This window comes from Desulfomarina sp. (assembly GCF_054039375.1).
This window is the reverse complement of the sequence record NZ_JBPLBA010000111.1, coordinates 1-16,579: the sequence shown is the minus strand read 5'-3', so window position 1 is coordinate 16,579 and position 16,579 is coordinate 1. Positions and strand designations below refer to the sequence as shown.

At 47.5% G+C, this 16,579-nt stretch carries 17 protein-coding genes and 1 pseudogene; 8 read left to right on the top strand and 10 right to left on the bottom strand.

The annotated features are described in order from the left end of the window. Positions 1-125: 125 nt before the first annotated feature. Positions 126-1,397: a U32 family peptidase C-terminal domain-containing protein gene (locus ACXLDX_RS06095; RefSeq protein WP_457576307.1), complete on the bottom strand. Its 1,272-nt coding sequence runs from the start codon at positions 1,395-1,397 to the stop codon at positions 126-128. 318 nt (positions 1,398-1,715) lie between these two features. Between ACXLDX_RS06095 and mnmA the strand changes: the two genes are divergently transcribed. The 7 genes from mnmA (at position 1,716) to ACXLDX_RS06060 (ending at position 9,065) form a co-directional block, all read left to right on the top strand. Next, entirely contained in the window at positions 1,716-2,750 is a 1,035-nt protein-coding gene (gene mnmA / locus ACXLDX_RS06090; RefSeq protein WP_457576306.1) for a tRNA 2-thiouridine(34) synthase MnmA, read from the top strand. Between the two features lie 51 nt (positions 2,751-2,801). Beyond that, positions 2,802-4,115, top strand: coding sequence for a tRNA (N(6)-L-threonylcarbamoyladenosine(37)-C(2))-methylthiotransferase MtaB (mtaB, locus tag ACXLDX_RS06085; RefSeq protein WP_457576305.1), 1,314 nt, complete (start codon positions 2,802-2,804; stop codon positions 4,113-4,115). Next, positions 4,112-5,359: a CinA family nicotinamide mononucleotide deamidase-related protein gene (locus ACXLDX_RS06080; protein ID WP_457576304.1), complete on the top strand. Its 1,248-nt coding sequence runs from the start codon at positions 4,112-4,114 to the stop codon at positions 5,357-5,359. The genes mtaB and ACXLDX_RS06080 overlap by 4 nt, the downstream gene beginning before the upstream one ends. A 113-nt stretch (positions 5,360-5,472) precedes the next feature. After that, complete coding sequence (recA, locus tag ACXLDX_RS06075; RefSeq protein WP_457576303.1) at positions 5,473-6,507, top strand: recombinase RecA; 1,035 nt, start codon at positions 5,473-5,475, stop codon at positions 6,505-6,507. A gap of 85 nt (positions 6,508-6,592) precedes the next feature. Continuing rightward, complete coding sequence (locus ACXLDX_RS06070) at positions 6,593-7,987, top strand: NAD(P)/FAD-dependent oxidoreductase (RefSeq protein WP_457576302.1); 1,395 nt, start codon at positions 6,593-6,595, stop codon at positions 7,985-7,987. 212 nt (positions 7,988-8,199) lie between these two features. After that, positions 8,200-8,358, top strand: coding sequence for a rubredoxin (locus ACXLDX_RS06065; RefSeq protein WP_228856267.1), 159 nt, complete (start codon positions 8,200-8,202; stop codon positions 8,356-8,358). A 110-nt stretch (positions 8,359-8,468) separates the two neighbouring features. Further along, the gene (locus tag ACXLDX_RS06060) at positions 8,469-9,065 is read left to right on the top strand and encodes a peroxiredoxin (RefSeq protein ID WP_457576301.1); all 597 of its coding nucleotides are present in this window, start codon (positions 8,469-8,471) and stop codon (positions 9,063-9,065) included. 163 nt (positions 9,066-9,228) lie between these two features. Here the strand turns inward: ACXLDX_RS06060 and ACXLDX_RS06055 are convergent. The 9 genes and pseudogenes from ACXLDX_RS06055 to ACXLDX_RS06015 all read right to left on the bottom strand — a co-directional run. Continuing rightward, a pseudogene (locus ACXLDX_RS06055) lies at positions 9,229-9,516 on the bottom strand (ArsC family (seleno)protein); the annotation flags it as partial. Between the two features lie 259 nt (positions 9,517-9,775). Then, positions 9,776-10,285 (bottom strand): ferritin, encoded by a 510-nt coding sequence (locus ACXLDX_RS06050; protein WP_457576300.1) that lies wholly within the window; start codon positions 10,283-10,285, stop codon positions 9,776-9,778. Positions 10,286-10,502: 217 nt separating this feature from the next. Then, complete coding sequence (locus ACXLDX_RS06045) at positions 10,503-11,369, bottom strand: UbiA family prenyltransferase (protein WP_457576299.1); 867 nt, start codon at positions 11,367-11,369, stop codon at positions 10,503-10,505. 13 nt (positions 11,370-11,382) lie between these two features. Beyond that, positions 11,383-11,973, bottom strand: a complete 591-nt coding sequence (gene coxB, locus ACXLDX_RS06040) for a cytochrome c oxidase subunit II (RefSeq protein ID WP_457576298.1) — start codon at positions 11,971-11,973, stop codon at positions 11,383-11,385. Between the two features lie 12 nt (positions 11,974-11,985). Next, positions 11,986-12,273, bottom strand: a complete 288-nt coding sequence (locus tag ACXLDX_RS06035) for a cytochrome C oxidase subunit IV family protein (RefSeq protein WP_457576297.1) — start codon at positions 12,271-12,273, stop codon at positions 11,986-11,988. Between the two features lie 14 nt (positions 12,274-12,287). After that, positions 12,288-12,884: a cytochrome c oxidase subunit 3 family protein gene (locus ACXLDX_RS06030; protein ID WP_457576296.1), complete on the bottom strand. Its 597-nt coding sequence runs from the start codon at positions 12,882-12,884 to the stop codon at positions 12,288-12,290. 9 nt (positions 12,885-12,893) lie between these two features. Further along, complete coding sequence (locus ACXLDX_RS06025) at positions 12,894-14,522, bottom strand: cytochrome c oxidase subunit I (RefSeq protein WP_457576295.1); 1,629 nt, start codon at positions 14,520-14,522, stop codon at positions 12,894-12,896. Next, the gene (locus ACXLDX_RS06020; protein WP_457576294.1) at positions 14,515-15,411 is read right to left on the bottom strand and encodes an SCO family protein; all 897 of its coding nucleotides are present in this window, start codon (positions 15,409-15,411) and stop codon (positions 14,515-14,517) included. The genes ACXLDX_RS06025 and ACXLDX_RS06020 overlap by 8 nt, the downstream gene beginning before the upstream one ends. Next, positions 15,408-15,968 carry a DOMON domain-containing protein gene (locus ACXLDX_RS06015; RefSeq protein WP_457576293.1) on the bottom strand — a complete coding sequence of 187 codons (561 nt, stop codon included), beginning with the start codon at positions 15,966-15,968 and terminating at the stop codon, positions 15,408-15,410. Before ACXLDX_RS06015 ends, ACXLDX_RS06020 begins: the two co-directional genes overlap by 4 nt. 220 nt (positions 15,969-16,188) lie before the next feature. Between ACXLDX_RS06015 and tnpA the strand changes: the two genes are divergently transcribed. Beyond that, entirely contained in the window at positions 16,189-16,524 is a 336-nt protein-coding gene (gene tnpA / locus ACXLDX_RS06010; RefSeq protein ID WP_457576292.1) for an IS66 family insertion sequence element accessory protein TnpA, read from the top strand. The last annotated feature ends 55 nt before the right edge of the window (positions 16,525-16,579 follow it).

Genomic DNA, 16,579 nt, shown 5'->3' with positions numbered 1-16,579 from the left:
TGACAAATTGAGGTTTACCCATGCTTTCAATGTGAAGAGTTAAACACATCCTGAACCCTGCAGATTGACCTTAGCCGATGATGTCTGCAGCCAGGACGGCTGCAGTCAAACCCTATGATCAGGTTTTATTTTCGCTTTCTCCGCAGCATTCCGTTAATCAACCCCACTTCCAGGTCAGGCTCTGTCCGCAGGACCAGGCGATTTCCCGGATTGGCTTTCTCTCTCTTTACCCCATCCTCTCCAATCAACTCAACTATACGAACCCGCATCAGTTCCATGGAGGGAAACATATATTCCACTTCCTCCCCCGGGAAAACCGTATTTCTCATTTCCACAAGAGGCATCTTCCCCGTCCTGCGTATCACGGCAACCGGTTCATAACTCTGCTCCGCCCGGGATGACGAATATATCATTTCATCTGCTCCCGGTTTACCGAAGATAAAATTCCCGCTTGTTCCACGGGTACCGATCCTGGTTATTTCTACCATAAACTCATCGGGGAACACAATTTTATCAGGTCTGTCCCAGGCTTCAGCCGGAAGAGCAGCAAGATAGTCCAGGGCCGCCCTGTAGATTCTTACCGTTCCCCCCACATAAAAGATCGATTTCATCCGCCCTTCGATTTTCAGAGAATCCACACCGGTCGACACCAGCTGAGGCAACCTCTCCAGGAGACAAAGGTCCTTGGCATTGAAGATATAAGTGCCCCGGTCGTCTTCCTCGACCGGAAACAGCTCACCGGGCCGCTTTTCCTCCACCAGGCTGTAACTGTAACGACATGGATGTGCACAGTTGCCGCGATTGGCATCCCTGCCCGTCATATAGTTGGAAAGCATACATCTGCCTGAATAGGAAATACAGATGGCACCATGAACAAAGATTTCCAGTTCACCCTCCACCTCTCTTCTGATGGTTTCGATTTCATGTAAGGAGAGCTCTCGAGCCAGGTTGAGCCGGACGGCTCCCCGGTCGAACCAGAAAGAAGCAGAGACATGGTTGGTCACATTGGCCTGGGTGGAGAGGTGGATGGGCAATGAGGGCACAACCCGGCGGGCAACGGCAAAAATTCCTGGGTCAGCAACAATTATACCGTCCACTCCAGTCTTCCACAGGAGAAGCAGATACTCTTCCAGCCCGTTAAAATCATTGTTATGAGCAAAAATATTGACCGTCACATAAATTTTCACCCCATGCTCATGCCCATACACAACTCCTGCGCGGATCATCTCATCACTGAAATTTCCTGCCTTGGCCCGCAGGCTGAACCGTCTTCCCCCGAGATAAACTCCATCCGCCCCGTAATGGATGGCGGTAACAAGTTTTTCATAATTTCCTGCAGGAGCCAGCAGTTCAGGCAAGTTGGGAACTGTTTTTTTGCGTCTTTTATTTTCTTTCATGGTGGGGTATTGTGTTTTTCTGATTTTGGGATGACCTGGGCAGATTACCGCACCACGATAACCAGTAGTTTTTCGCCGGTCAACCTATATAGCTGGTGTCTATCCAGAAATGAGAATTTTTGTTCAAGATCAAGGCGCACAGGAAATTTTACCGCAGGTATATAATTGATATCGGAGTCTACGCTTACCTCCAAGGATAAAATTTTTCGGGCAACGCAGATATCGGGCAAAAAGACCAACTATGGACAGGCACTGGTTGAATAAGTAAAGCGGGGAACAATACCCGGCAATACCCAACTGCAAAATAAAAAATATCCCGTGAGCAGACAGAAAATCGGCATTGCCATGAGCGGCGGAGTGGATTCCACAGCCTGCGCCCTTCTTCTAAAAGAACAGGGAGAAGTCGAAGGTTTTTTCATGCGACTTCATCAGCCTGATTTTGAAAAACAGAAAAGCCGGGTGGAGAGTATCGCAGAAAAACTTTCCATCACACTGAACGTCATCGACTTAAGAGATGAATTTGAAGAAAAGGTCCTCGACTATTTTACTGACCACTATTTCAGGGGACTCACACCAAATCCTTGTGTGGTTTGCAACAGGGAAATAAAATTCGGCCTCTTTTTCGACAGAATAATGGCCCATGGTATGGACAGGACCGCGACAGGCCACTACGCTAACCTGGTCTGTGTCGACGGGATTTATCATCTTCATTGTGGAACTGACAGGTCAAAAGACCAATCTTATTTTCTCTCACGCCTTGACCAGCAACAACTCGGAAGAGTTATCTTTCCACTGGGCGGAATGGAAAAGGAACAGACCTACAGGCTGGTGGAAAAACACGGGTTTTCTGATTTCCGTGGGCTTGAGAGCCAGGATGTCTGTTTTCTTGCAGACGGGAAAATTTCCTCCTTTCTTGAAAAAAAAGCCCCCCGATCACTTCACTGCGGGTCAATCGTTACCAGGTCCGGAAAGAAACTCGGGGAACACAGGGGGATTTTCCGCTACACAGTCGGCCAGCGAAAAGGGCTCGGTATTTCAAGCAGTCATCCTCTTTATGTCACCGCACTTGACCCGGCCACGGGCAGTGTTATCGTAGGGGGTAACGAAGAACTGCTGAAAAGTTCCATTCGGGTGAAAGACCTGCACTGGTTGAGTGGCACCCCCCCGGAAAAAATGAAAAAATATACGGTCAGGATACGTTACAGTCACCGTGGTGCTTTAGCTGCACTGGTCCTTGAAAATAATAATGAAGGACGCTTTCTTTTTGATGAACCTCAACGGGCCATCACCCCGGGCCAGTATGCGGTGGTTTATAACGGGAGTGAACTGCTTGGTTCCGGCATCATCATCTGATTTAAATTTTCTGCAATAACAAATTATTACCTGAATCCTGCACTTCAGAAAATGAAAAAAAAGATTTTTATCAAGACCCTGGGCTGCAAGGTCAATCAATACGAATCTGCTTCCTTTCTTACCGGTTTTACCGAAGCCGGTTACTGCCAGGTGAACGACAAGGCCGGTGCAGATATTGTTGTCATCAATACCTGCGCCGTGACAGCAAAAGCAGGTGCTCAGTCGAGGCAGGCCATCCGCCGTGCCGCCAGAAACAATCCGGATGCCCGCATTATTATTACCGGCTGTTTTGCCGAGATCGGCGCAGATGAACTGAAAAATGACGAAGTTTTGCAGAACAGAGATATTGTCTTTATCGGCAACAGCAGTAAAGACACCCTGGTGATTAACAGCACGGAAAGAACATCAATTCCATTTCTTCCCGGCTCCATCCGCGAAGCTGAAAAAATCTGCAGCCTGCCCGTAAAACGCTTTGCTGACCAGGCCCGTGCCTGGCTCCGAATCCAGGATGGCTGCGAAAGCTTCTGCACCTACTGTATTGTTCCCTACACCAGGGGGCGCAGTAGAAGCCTCAGCCGTGAGGAGGTAATAAACCAGGCAAAAGTATTCGAGCAGCAGGGTCACCGGGAAATAGTTCTCACAGGTATCCACCTGGGATATTACGGTCGTGATCTGGAAAGCGGAATCGACCTGGTTTCCATTCTTGAGGAACTCTCCCGGGTTACTCCAAATGTATCCTATCGCATCAGCTCCCTTGAACCTCTTGAAATTTCGGATAAACTTCTGTCATTGATGAAGGAAAGATCAAATATCCAACCCCATCTCCATATTCCTCTGCAGAGCGGACATGATGAAATCCTCAAGCGAATGAACCGAAGATATTCCACCGCCCAGTTCAGGGAAGTCCTGGAAAGAATCCGCAACCAGCTGCCCGAAGCGGCCCTCGGCATTGATATGCTGGCCGGTTTTCCCGGGGAAACCGATGAACAGTTTGAGGATGGCATAGCTTTTCTCAATGGTCTGCCCCTTACCTATCTCCATGTCTTTCCCTACTCCATCCGTCCCGGTACGGTTGCCGCCGGGTTCCCAAACCAGATTGATGGCAGAACAAAAGAAAAAAGGGTTGCACGGCTCCAGGAACTGGGCAGACAGAAAAAAATAGCGTTTTACTCCAGCCAGCTCGGCAGGAATCTGCCGGTACTGGTTGAAGGCAGACGGGACAGAAACGGTTTCCTAAAAGGATTTACAGGCAACTATGTTTCCGTTATTTTTAATGGTCCCGACAAATTTTACCACTCCAGAACCAGTGTGCGACTCATTTCCCTGGAGGGAGACCATGTACTCGCACGAAGAGAAAAACAATGAAAGTCGAAATCATAGCCATTGGAGACGAACTCACTTCCGGCAGGATCCTTAACACAACCAGTGCCTTTGCCGCCAGAAACCTCTTTGACGCAGGATATGAAATCTATGCCATGCACACCATCGGTGACAGTCCCAGCCTGATCGGAGAAGCATTGAAACGGGCCATCACACGGGTTGACGCCATCGTGGTGACCGGTGGACTGGGGTCAACGGATGACGATCTCACCAATGAAGCGGTCTCCAGGGCACTGAACCGCCCGACCATGCCAAATCTGGAAATTCTCTCCAATATCCGAGCCCACCTGGATGAAATCACCAACGCCCCCGTGGGAGAACTTGAAAAACTGGCCTGGCTGCCCAAAGGGGCCCAGGCCCTCAGTCCCGAATCGCACATGGCCGGTTATCAGCTCATCCATGAGGACAAACCGATCTTCTTCCTGCCTGGTGTTCCGAGCCAGATGAAAATTCTGATGGTGGATCACGTACTGCCCACCCTGGCAACCTGGCACAGGGATCATCATCTCACCACCTACCAGAAAATCTTCCGTATCTTCAACCTGCCGGAGGTGGAAGTGAACCGGCGCATTGCCACCCTGGACCTGGATCCGGACGTGCATATCGGCTACTATCCGGTTTTTCCGGAAGTTCACTTGAGTCTCACTGTCCGGGACAAACAGACCAATAACGCCCGCCGGCTGTTCAAATCATCGTGTAAGGCCATCAACACTGTCCTCGGAGACTCAATCTACGGCCACGACCGTGATTCCATGGAACGGATTGTGGGTAAGCTCCTTCTAAAAAACAACCTCAACCTGGCCGTAGCTGAATCGTGTACAGGAGGATTAATCTCAAAAAAACTCACCGATACACCCGGCAGTTCAACCTATTTCCTTGGAGGCATTATTTCCTATGCAAACTCCCTGAAAAGCTGCTATCTTGAAGTGCCCGACACACTCCTTGAAAAAGTCGGCGCAGTCAGTAGAGAGGTGGCGGAGACCATGGCCGTTACCGTAAGGAGCGGCAGTAATGCCGACATCGGTTTATCGGTGACAGGTATTGCCGGCCCCGACGGAGGTACCGAGGAAAAACCGGTTGGTACTGTTTACATAGGTATCGCCACTGAAGAGGAAAACTGGGTCACAAAATTTCATTTTACAGGAGACCGGTGGCAGATCCGAACTCTTACCGCCCAGAGTGGACTTGACCTGGTGCGAAAATACCTACTGCAACAGGATCCAGGGTAACTCCTCACAGGGGATAAAAACACCTGATTCGGATGTTGCGGATGAGCCAGAGAGCACAAAACACACAACATACTAAATATATTTAAAAAACCCTTCAACCGGAGAGAAAAGATATGGTCGCAGGTGCAAAAAAAGGGAAAATCAGCAGTGTAGACAATGCCATCAGTCAAATACAGAGGCAGTTTGGCAAGGGATCGATTATGCGTCTCGGTTCCCAGGAAGCGGAAAATATTCCCGTTATTCCCACGGGAGCCCTGAGCCTGGATATCGCCCTCGGTGTGGGCGGCTTTCCCAAGGGAAGAGTAACCGAAATTTACGGTCCGGAATCGTCGGGAAAGACAACTCTGGCCCTCCATGTGGTAGCGGAAGCCCAGAAAGCCGGCGGTACAGCCGCATTTATTGACGCAGAACATGCTCTTGATACCAACTATGCTGAACGTCTCGGTGTTGATGTGGATAATCTCCTGGTTTCTCAGCCGGATTTCGGTGAGCAGGCCCTGGAAATTGCTGAAATACTCATCAGGTCTGGCGGAGTTGATGTCATTGTCATCGACTCCGTTGCCGCCCTTGTACCCCGTGCCGAAATAGACGGCAACGTGGGAGATTCTCACGTTGGTCTGCAGGCCCGGCTCATGTCCCAGGCCATGAGGAAGTTCACCGGTGTTCTCAACCGCTCCAATACCGTTCTTATCTTTATCAACCAGATCCGGATGAAAATAGGGGTGATGTTTGGTAATCCCGAAACCACCACCGGCGGCAATGCCCTTAAATTTTATTCCTCCCTGCGTCTGGATATACGCAGGATCGGTCAGATTAAAGACGGCCAGGACGTGATCGGAAACCGCACCAAGGTCAAGGTCGTGAAAAACAAGGTGGCTCCCCCCTTCAAACTTGCCGAATTCGATATTATTTATGGGGAAGGCATCTCCAAAATTGGAGACATGCTTGATCTTGCGGTCGATCTTGAAATTGTCGACAAGAGCGGCTCCTGGTATTCCTACCTGGACGAACGAATTGGCCAGGGAAGGGAAAATGCCAAAAAATTCCTGGCTGGTCAACCCCAGATGTGTGATGATATCGAAAACAAAGTGAGACTTGCCTACGGCATGCAACCTGCTCAGGCTGCAACAGCCCCGGAAACCGAGTAGATAAATCCCGCATTTCAGGCCCGGCACTGTCTTTTCAGGACATCGGGCCTTTTTTGTGACTTCAAAAAAGAGTGAGTCTGGCGCAATGAGCAAATCACGGAAAAATTACGATGTCATAATAGTGGGCGGAGGACCGGCAGGACTGTTTGCGGCCTACTACCTTGGAGAACACAGCAATCTTGATGTCCTTGTGATTGAAAAGGGTAAACCATCCCTGAAACGCAAATGCCCCATTAAAGACAACGGATGTATAAAATGCAGACCCTGTAATATTCTTTGCGGTATAGGAGGTGCCGGGCTTTTTTCCGACGGGAAACTCAACTTTATCCACAAACTTGGAAAAACCGATCTCACCCAGTTCATGGACACTTCCGCAGCAATGGCCCTGATCAATGAGACGGAAACTATTTTTAATCGTTTCAACATGGACGGTCAGGTCTTTCCAACTGACCGGCAAAAAGCCAGGGAAATCAGGAAAGAAGCAAGAAAACATGGTATCGACCTCCTGGTTATCAAGCAAAAACACCTGGGCAGTGACAATCTGCCCCGCCATATTTCACAGATGGCCGACTATGTGGCTGAACAGGGGGTGACGTTCCACCATATGGAAGAAGTAGAAGACCTGCTGGTGAAAGACGGGCGCATTGAGGGAGTAAAGACCACCAGGGCTTCCTATAACGCTCCCTATGTAATTCTGGCTCCAGGCAGAGTAGGGGCCGAATGGGTTGCAGGTGTAGTTAAAAGCCATGGCATAGAAGTTTCCCAGCGGGGAATAGAGGTGGGGGTCCGGGTTGAAGTCCATAATGAAATCATGCAGGATCTCTGTTCCATTATATATGACCCAACATTTTTTATCCGCACGATGAAATATGATGATCAGACACGGACATTCTGCACCAACTACGGTGGATATGTGGCCCTTGAAAATTACCAGGATTTTGTCTGCGTCAATGGTCATGCCTTTATGGATCAGAAATCTGATAATTCGAATTTTGCCTTTCTCTCTAAGGTGGTTCTGACAGATCCGGTTGAAGATAATACGGCCTATGGTGAGGCCATCGGCAAAATAGCCACTCTGATCGGGGGCGGAAAACCCCTTCTCCAGCGCTACGGTGACCTCAAGAGAGGCAGAAGATCAACCTGGAACAGGGTAAAAAACAGTTATATCGAACCCACTCTTAAAAACGTCACCTGCGGAGATATTGCCATGGCCCTGCCGGAAAGAATACTGACAAACCTGGTGGATGGCCTCGAACAGCTCAACGTCGTTGTTCCCGGTGTCGCCAATGATGAAACCCTGCTCTATGCCCCGGAAATCAAATTTTTCGCAACCCAGGTTCACACCGGTAACACCCTGGAAACGGCTGTTTCAGGTCTCTTTGTGGCAGGAGACGGTCCCGGTGTGGCCGGCAATATCGTTTCGGCCACTGCTACAGCACTTATCCCTGCAAAGGAGATTGTAAAAAGAGAAGCAGGCTGACAGTAATTACTCACAGGTAACAAAATCATAGAGTTGCCGCCCCTGTGAGGAGCTGATGATGACAGCATCAGTGTGTTTATTTCCAATCCGATTGAGCGACATGGACAACCATGAAAAAAATAAAATAGGTTATTGACTCTTTGTCTGATACGATTATAATAGAGTCAAACGAGAATAATTATCATTATTCTATTAATTCAAGGAGGAAAACAATGGACAAATGGGAATGCCCCTGTGGTTATGTTTATGATCCGGCTGAAGGTGATGAAGACAACGGTGTAGCTCCGGGTACAAAGTGGGAAGATGTCCCCGAGGACTGGGTCTGCCCTCTCTGTGGTGCGGAAAAGGAAGCATTTTTTAAAGCTGATTAAGTCATATCTGTCCAGAACCGGAAAGGATTTTTATTCTTTCCGGTTCTTTCAAACCATAAATATTAGGATCGTCTTACTTATTTATACAACCATAAAACAGGAGAAAACAAATGAGCCTTCTGGTAACTCAACAGGCCCCCGATTTTTCGGCCAATGCTGTTCTGGCGGATAATTCATTCAAAGAAGATTTTAAACTATCTGATTTTAAAGGGAAATATGTACTTCTTTTTTTCTATCCACTTGATTTTACCTTCGTCTGCCCCTCGGAAATACTGGCGTTCAATAAGGCTGTAAAACAATTTGAAGAGAGAAACTGCCAGCTGATCGGTGTTTCCATAGACTCTCACTTCTCTCATCTTGCCTGGAAGAACACTCCGGTCAACGAGGGAGGAATAGGCAATATCCAGTATCCTCTGGTGGCGGACCTTGATAAATCCATATCAAAATCATATGAGGTTCTGCTCGATGCAGGAATCGCCCTGCGCGGTCTTTTTCTGATAGACAGGGAAGGAATAGTCAGGCACCAGGTAGTCAACGACCTTCCCCTGGGTAGAAATGTGGATGAAGCACTTCGCGTCCTTGATGCTCTTCAGTTTACTGAAGAACACGGGGAGGTCTGCCCGGCCAACTGGAACAAAGGAGACGAGGCAATGAAACCGACTGCGGAAGGAGTGGCCGAATACCTCAGTGCCCACGCCGATGATTAAAAAAGCCCTGGAAAACCAGACTTTTCACCAGGTTACAGAAAACGGGGAAATAAAAAAGGCGCATCATATCAATCATATGCGAGTATTTTTTATTTCCCTGTAACACAGAAATGGCAGCAAATGAGTAGTGCAGGCCCCGGAAATGTTCCGGTTCCTTTTGGTGTTATTTTACCAGGGAAGAATACATTTCTTCGTTATAACCGACAAAAAAGACATCCCCTTTCCTCACGGTCGGTGCCCGCAGATTACCGGTTCTTCCTGTCGCCTTTTTCAGCAGCTCTTCCCTGTCTGCCGTCGCCGGATCAAACTCAAGAATTTTCCTGCCACTGGCAACATAGATTTTTTTTGCGCTGCTTAACAAATCCCAGGCACCTTCCGTTTTAACAGTATCCTTTACCGCATTAACTTCCCTTTCGATTACAATCTTTTTTTCATCAAAAGCCGTCCAGGCTTTTTTACAGGAAACTCATCCTTTACGCATATACGCCCAGTCAATTGCCATTGTTCTCTCCTGATTTTCAAATAAGCCGCGAACCTGTAATTCCCACAAGCACACCTGAACAAGCAGATCCGGCGAAACTGCCGATCCTGCTCCACGGGATCGGCAGTTTTTCACGATGGTGATTTTTTATTCTGATTACGTACAAAACTCAGTCTGATAAAGCAGGTACATCCACAATTCGGCTGACTTTCATGGGTAATCAAGTTTTTTATTCTTCAGTCGGTGCTGTAAAAACCCTTTTTCCCATCTCCATATCCATGGCAAAAAGGCCCTGGCTGCCATCGCCGATCATACGCATCCTGTCTACAATTTCACCCACCGAAGCCTCTTCCTCCACCTGTTCAGCCACGAACCACTGCAGAAAGATATTGGCGGCATGATCACGTTCATCAAGAGCCAGATCAACAAGGTCATTGATAAGACCTGTTACCTTGGCCTCATGGTTTGCCGTCTCCTCCATAACCTCGAGAGGAGTAGACCAGTTACATTCCGGCTGATCAATGGCGGCATACTCCACATGACCACCTCTTTCCAGAACATAGTCAAGCATCTTCATGGCATGAAACATCTCTTCCTGTGCCTGGGCACGCATCCAGGTGGCAAAACCCGAAAGACTCTTTTCTGCAAACCAGGTCGCCATGGAAAGATAAAGATATGATGAATACATCTCCGCATTAATCTGGCCATTGATGGCCGTGTTCATTTTTTCACTGATCATACATTATACTCCCGTAACATGTTAATACTTCAGATTTAAATGACAGAGCAGACGGCTGTCACCATGAAAGAAAACTGGTTTAACAATAAGAGTTGAGTGGCTGAAATGCCAGTTTTTTATGCAGCATCGGGTCCACAAAACAATATCAGATTACGTACAAAACTCAGACGGATTGGGAATATGCCTTCTTTATCAGGCTGAATTATGTACTTAATCTCTAAACAATATTCCCCACAGACACTATGACCATATGAAAGAGCAGGGAAAAATTCAACACTCCAAAAAGATGTCGATATCGTGAAGGCCCCTCCCCGGCCAATCCTGAAAAAAAACAGGACAGGAGAACAAGCCCGTTAATCAATACCAGAAAACGTACAACGACCTGGTTTGCCGTGGGCAGTACTGTAAAAAGAATCATCACCGCAGCCAGACTACCGATCCAGGTCACAAAAAATCGTTTAATCACATTTTCCCCAAAGAGCGAAAAAAAACTTGGAATGATATTTTTTTTATAGTCCTCTCCATGGCGCAGCAGAATAAGCCAGAAATGGGGAACCTGCCACAGAAACAGCAGGAAAAAGAGAAGGAACGCTTCAAAGGCAAGCGGCCTGCCGCCCCCGACCAGCCAGCCTATGCAGGGAGGCAGTGCGCCGCAGACGGCACCGGGAATTATCGCCAGAACAGTACGTCGTTTCAGGGGAGTGTAAACTCCATTATAGAGGACAACAGCCAGCAGAGCTATAAAAAGAGGCAGAAAATTGGCCGAGACCGACCAGAGAAGGAGCAGCCCGCCCACGCACAGAACAATTGCCTGGAAAAAACTGAAAGACACACCAACCCGACCTTCAGCCAGCGGTCTTTTCCGGGTACGGGCAAAGAACCTGTCAAGACGGCGTTCCTGAATGGAATTGAGTGTTCCGCAACCAGCCGCAAGAAAGAAGATACCTAAACCCGTAATAAAGGCACTGCTTGAAACATCAGAAGCAGCGAGAAGATAACCGAACAGGGCCGAACAACCAATAAGAGAACAGAGAACAATCTTGGCAAGATCCATTGAAGCACGCAGCCCGGCAGGTAATCGCATTGCCCTTCCCCCCCTATTCTTCCTCAAGCCATTGTTCAAACTTATCCGGGAGAACAATCCTCAGTTTCGCAAGCATGGCTGAATGACCGACTCCGCAGTATTCCGTACACTGTATATCATATTCACCGACCTTATCCGCATAAAACCAGGCATAAGTATTGATGCCCTTCACCGCATCCACCTTGATCCTGAACGCAGGAATGTAAAGACTGTGCACCACATCAAGCGAGGAAACATTGAGCTTTATCGCCTTTCCCGCTGGGACCACAAGCTCATCTTCCGTTTCCTTGTCATTGTCGTAAACAAAAATCCAGGAATATTTCTGAGCCAAGACCTCGATTTCAAGGGCGCCTTCCGGAACGTCCCTCAATCCCACGTAGGAACTCCAGCCCACGTAAAACATGGACAACGCAATGAGTGTAGGAATAATCGTCCAGATAATTTCCAGGACATAGTTATCACGAATATCTGAAGCAACAGGATTCCTGCTTCGTCTGTATCGTATAACAAAATAGACCATGACAATGGTAATTCCAAACAACAGTACAATTGAAACACCAAGAATATACCAAAAAGCCTGATCCACACCTTCAACAGGGGTCATCTATCTCTCCCTTTACCTGAATACAACATCCCAGAAAACAAAACCGATCATGATCATCAGAAAACCGGCTGTACCGATAAACGACAGGTAGATAATCGGACCTTCATATTTCAGATGCATAAAAAACAGCAGAACAAAACTGACCTTCACACAGGCTATCCCCAGGGCCACGGGCACATTAAAAAAACCCATATCCACATAGGATACTCCCACTGTAATTCCGGTGAGAAGGAGGAGGATCCCGAGAACCAGGGCCAGTTTTTTATAACTGAGGATATGGATCTCTTTTTTCTTTTTCATAAAGTCTCTACCTCCTATAGAACCAGATAGAACAGAGGGAAAACAAAGATCCAGATCAGATCGACAAGATGCCAGTACAGTCCGGCATTCTCAAGCATCCCGAACTTTGTCTCCGTAATTTTCCCTCTCAGCACCAATACCAGGCTGATTGACAGCAGCACCATACCAATGACCACATGAAGTCCGTGCAGACCGGTGATGATATAGTAGAGTCCGAAAAAAATATTCAGGCCTGGTTCACCTGAAGTCAGAGTCTCCGAATTGGGGTATATGTCATGGTGAATCTTCGCCCCCCATTCAAAATATTTGTTCACCAGAAAAACGACACCACAGAGAAGAGAAAAGAAAAGCAGACCTGCTGCCTGCTTTTTTTTACGCAATTGTATGGCGGTAATTGAGGCGGCCACCGTGAAACTTGAAACCAGGAGAACAATAGTATTGATACTGCCTATTATTCTGTTCAGTTCCTTACCGCCCTCGGAAAAGAACTCTGAATATTCATAAAAATAGGCGCCATAAAGTACAAAGAGACCACCGAATAAAATAATCTCGGAATAGAGAAACAGCCACATCCCGATTTTCACCCCTGTCCTGTCAATTTTTTGCATCATAAAGTCTTTCTATTCCTCCTTTTCCATCTCTGTTGTGATGGCGGTGAAATCATAGGGAAAGCTCTTGATTTCAGGAGATTCGGTGAAATTGTGCAGGGGGGGAGGCGATGAAACCATCCATTCCAGGGTAGTCCCTCCCCATGGATTAGCCGGGGCCGGCACACGTTTTTTAAAACTCATGAACAGGTTTATAAACATAAGAAGAATACCGGCGCAGAGTATTATGGCCCCGAAACCCGCAAGAAAATTACCAGTCTCATATTTCGGCAGATAATCATAATATCTTCTCGGCATTCCCTGTAACCCGAGAATAAACATAGGCACATAATGAAAAAGAAAACCGACTGCCGCCAGAACACTGCCGATATACGCTTTTTTAAAATCGTACATGATGCCGAACATCTTCGGCCACCAGAAATGCAGCGCAGCAAAAAAGGCAAACCCTGTCCCACCAAACATAACAAAATGAAAATGGGAAACAACAAAATGTGTATCATGGACATGAATATCCGTTCCCACAGCACCGAGCACCAGCCCGGTCAAACCGCCCACGCTGAACAGGTAGATAAAGATAAGGGAGAGAAGCAGGGGCGGTGTCATCTCAATGGAACCCTTGTACATGGTGGCAATCCAGGAAAACACTTTCACCGCTGAGGGAATGGCGACCAGGAAGGTGAGCAGGGAAAAAACAAACACGGACACATCACTCATACCACTGGTATACATATGATGGGCCCAGACCAGGGAACCCGCCACTGCAATAGCCATGGAAGACCAGACAATTGCCTTGTAACCGAAAATGGACTTTCTGGAAAAAACCGGAATGATCTCCGAAATAACACCCATACCAGGCAGAATCATGATATACACCGCAGGGTGAGAATACATCCAGAAGAGGTGCTGGTAGAGAATCGGATCCCCTCCCTTGTCCGGGTCAAAGAGCCCCACGGAAAATAACCGCTCCGCCACAACCAGCAGGAGAGTAATGGAGATAACTGGGGTTGCCAGTATCTGCACCCAGGCCGTAGCATAAAGTGACCAGGTAAAAAGAGGGATCTGCATTAGCCCCATCCGCCTGTCCCGCATGCGGTGAAAGGTGGTGACAAAATTAAGGCCGGTCAACATGGAGGACATGCCAAGGGTAAAGGCTGCCATCACAGTCAGACTGACATTGGTGTTGATTTCCACACTGAAGGGGACATAAAAAGTCCAGCCCGTATCGGGGAAACCCTCACCACTGAACAGGGAAATCAGGGCAAAAAGCCCGCCGAACATAAAAAGATACCAGCTGAATAGGTTCAGTCTCGGGAAAAAGACATCATCAGTCCCCAACTGGATGGGAAGAAAAAAATTACCGAATATTGCAGGGATAGCCGGAATCACAAAGAGGAAGATCATGATGACCCCGTGCAGGGTAAAAAGAGAATTATACGTTTCCGGCCCCATGATCGTTCTTCCCTGGCTCATCAGCTCAAACCGCAGAAGCAGGCCGAGAAACATGGCCAGCACAAACCAGAAGAGAATGGCCCACATGTACATAAGGCCAAGACGCTTGTGGTCATGGGTAAGCAGCCAGGCACCGACACCCTTTAATCCCGGTGGTGACGGTGTATCATAAAAGGAAATGGATTTATTCATTTTTCTGCTCCCTCACTTCTCCGGAATCATTTCCACCACCCTTCGCCTCTCGTCCCTTTTTTCTGAAAACAAAAAACAGAAGACCAAGGCCGACTGCAAAAGCCGCCAGAACAGACAGTTTAATAATCTGAAAAAGAGATTTGTTTTTGTCCGGATCATAACTCAGGCAGAAGGCCAGAAGCCGGCGGACGGAAAATGAAGGAGTGCCTTTCTTTGCATCCATCAGCGCCACATCAATGTCCCCGGCAAGAAAAGAACCGTAAACATAACGGATAATTTTCCCGTCACTACCGGTAATAACCAGGGCCGTGGGATGGATGAAAGTGGAATCACTCAATCGCTTGAAACGAAACCCGAGGGAATCAGTCAACCGGCGGATATTTTCTTTTGTACCTGTCAGAAAAAACCACTCCCCGGCAGGAAAACCATCTCCGACAATTTTCAGATAATTTTCCTTTGCGCGGGCTGCGTCATCGCTGTTTTCAAGCTCATTAAAGCTGAAGGCGATTACCCGGTAATCCCTGCCGGGAACATGGCTTAAATCCCTTAGAGCCTCTGCCAGATGAGCCAGATTCAGGCTGCATATCCCTGGACAATAAAAATAAATGGGAAGAATAATGGTGGGCCTGTCTATAATGGAACCCAGGGTACGTGTTTTTCCGGTTTCATCTGTAAAACTGAGTCCAGTGGGAAGGAACTCCCCACCCTTTTCCGTAATCCACTTAACCGGATTTGCATTTTGATCAGCGGGAGAAACAGCAGCCGTTTTCTCCATGGCCTGGTGGTTATGGCCGCCGGCCATCTCCTCCTGTCCCCCGGCACAGACCTGACCTGCGACAACCGCATGAAACAGAAAAAAAAGGATAAAAGAGAGGCAGCGTTGCATCATAATGGTGAAGATGCCCCCGTTGCCAGATTGACCTTCAAGGCAGTTCGATACTTATGGCGGGTTCTGAAACTGTCTCTTCCGGGTCCATAGGCAAGAAGAACCACCGTATCTCCTTCCACCTTTATCCGGGAATCATATTTATCTTTAGATTGAAGGGGAATGGTAAATTCCAGGGTCGTAATTCCACCTTCCTCAGTGCCACCCACCAGCACGACATCCACATTGCCGCCCAGCTTTTTGTCCGGAGAATGCTTTGTTTCCCCAACCCCGAATTCATCAGTCAATTTCGCTTTTCCCTTCTTCACATAACCAAGAATAAAGTTTGCATCCTTCATCTCTTCGCTGGGGTTAAAACCGATACCGACCCATCCTGTTGTTTTTGCAGACAGCCGGACAGCGAGCCTGTCGCCATCCACCCGCCAGCTGAAAGATATTTTTTTGGCCTTGACCTCATGGCTGTAGTCAGCACCATGAACCACGGTGACAAAAAAGATCAACAGAAAACACCAGGCAGACATCAGACATACTTTATTTTTGTTTTTCTTTTTGTTTTTCATACACACTCCTGTTCTTTTCATTGCTCTGAAGTAACCGAATCTCACCGAAAACTTTATCACACATAGTGGTATAAAGTAAGGTTTTCCTCAAATTATCCCGAAAGAAAACTGAGATATTTTTTCTTTTAAAACATTTTTAGTAACCGCTTAAACAACCCCATCTACCCATAGCCGCAAAAATATGATTCACTCCATTTTTAATATTTGCAAGGAGTGAAAAATGGCAAACAAGACAAAAGAGCAGCATCAGGCGAAATATGAATTCTGGCAAAATCATATCAATTCATGCGAAAACAGCGGGCTCACTCAAAAAGAATACTGCAGGCAAAATGGTCTGGCAATCCAGACTTTCGGCTACTGGAAAAGGAAGATCCTGAATAAAAGTTTCGTTTTTGATAAACCCAGGTTTTTTCCTCTTACAGTAAAGCAAAATAGAAGTGGAAAACCTGCCGGGATTTTATTGTCCGTACAGGCGGGAAGATTTCGGATAGAAGTAGGCGAGAATTTCAACGAGACTATTCTGAAAAAACTTATAGTTGCTCTGGAGCAGCTCTAATGCTTTTGCCTTCGGATGTGCAGGTTTATATTGCTCTTGGTTATACCGACATGCG

Coding starts and splice junctions, on each gene's coding strand:
- ACXLDX_RS06050 (WP_457576300.1), bottom strand. CDS start 10,285: ATGATCAGTGAAAAAATGAACACGGCCATCAATGGCCAGATTAATGCG.
- tnpA (WP_457576292.1), top strand. CDS start 16,189: ATGGCAAACAAGACAAAAGAGCAGCATCAGGCGAAATATGAATTCTGG.
- ACXLDX_RS06015 (WP_457576293.1), bottom strand. CDS start 15,968: ATGAAAAACAAAAAGAAAAACAAAAATAAAGTATGTCTGATGTCTGCC.
- ACXLDX_RS06025 (WP_457576295.1), bottom strand. CDS start 14,522: ATGAATAAATCCATTTCCTTTTATGATACACCGTCACCACCGGGATTA.
- ACXLDX_RS06060 (WP_457576301.1), top strand. CDS start 8,469: ATGAGCCTTCTGGTAACTCAACAGGCCCCCGATTTTTCGGCCAATGCT.
- mtaB (WP_457576305.1), top strand. CDS start 2,802: ATGAAAAAAAAGATTTTTATCAAGACCCTGGGCTGCAAGGTCAATCAA.
- ACXLDX_RS06095 (WP_457576307.1), bottom strand. CDS start 1,397: ATGAAAGAAAATAAAAGACGCAAAAAAACAGTTCCCAACTTGCCTGAA.
- recA (WP_457576303.1), top strand. CDS start 5,473: ATGGTCGCAGGTGCAAAAAAAGGGAAAATCAGCAGTGTAGACAATGCC.
- ACXLDX_RS06030 (WP_457576296.1), bottom strand. CDS start 12,884: ATGATGCAAAAAATTGACAGGACAGGGGTGAAAATCGGGATGTGGCTG.
- ACXLDX_RS06020 (WP_457576294.1), bottom strand. CDS start 15,411: ATGATGCAACGCTGCCTCTCTTTTATCCTTTTTTTTCTGTTTCATGCG.
- ACXLDX_RS06045 (WP_457576299.1), bottom strand. CDS start 11,369: ATGCGATTACCTGCCGGGCTGCGTGCTTCAATGGATCTTGCCAAGATT.
- coxB (WP_457576298.1), bottom strand. CDS start 11,973: ATGACCCCTGTTGAAGGTGTGGATCAGGCTTTTTGGTATATTCTTGGT.
- ACXLDX_RS06080 (WP_457576304.1), top strand. CDS start 4,112: ATGAAAGTCGAAATCATAGCCATTGGAGACGAACTCACTTCCGGCAGG.
- ACXLDX_RS06065 (WP_228856267.1), top strand. CDS start 8,200: ATGGACAAATGGGAATGCCCCTGTGGTTATGTTTATGATCCGGCTGAA.
- ACXLDX_RS06035 (WP_457576297.1), bottom strand. CDS start 12,273: ATGAAAAAGAAAAAAGAGATCCATATCCTCAGTTATAAAAAACTGGCC.
- ACXLDX_RS06070 (WP_457576302.1), top strand. CDS start 6,593: ATGAGCAAATCACGGAAAAATTACGATGTCATAATAGTGGGCGGAGGA.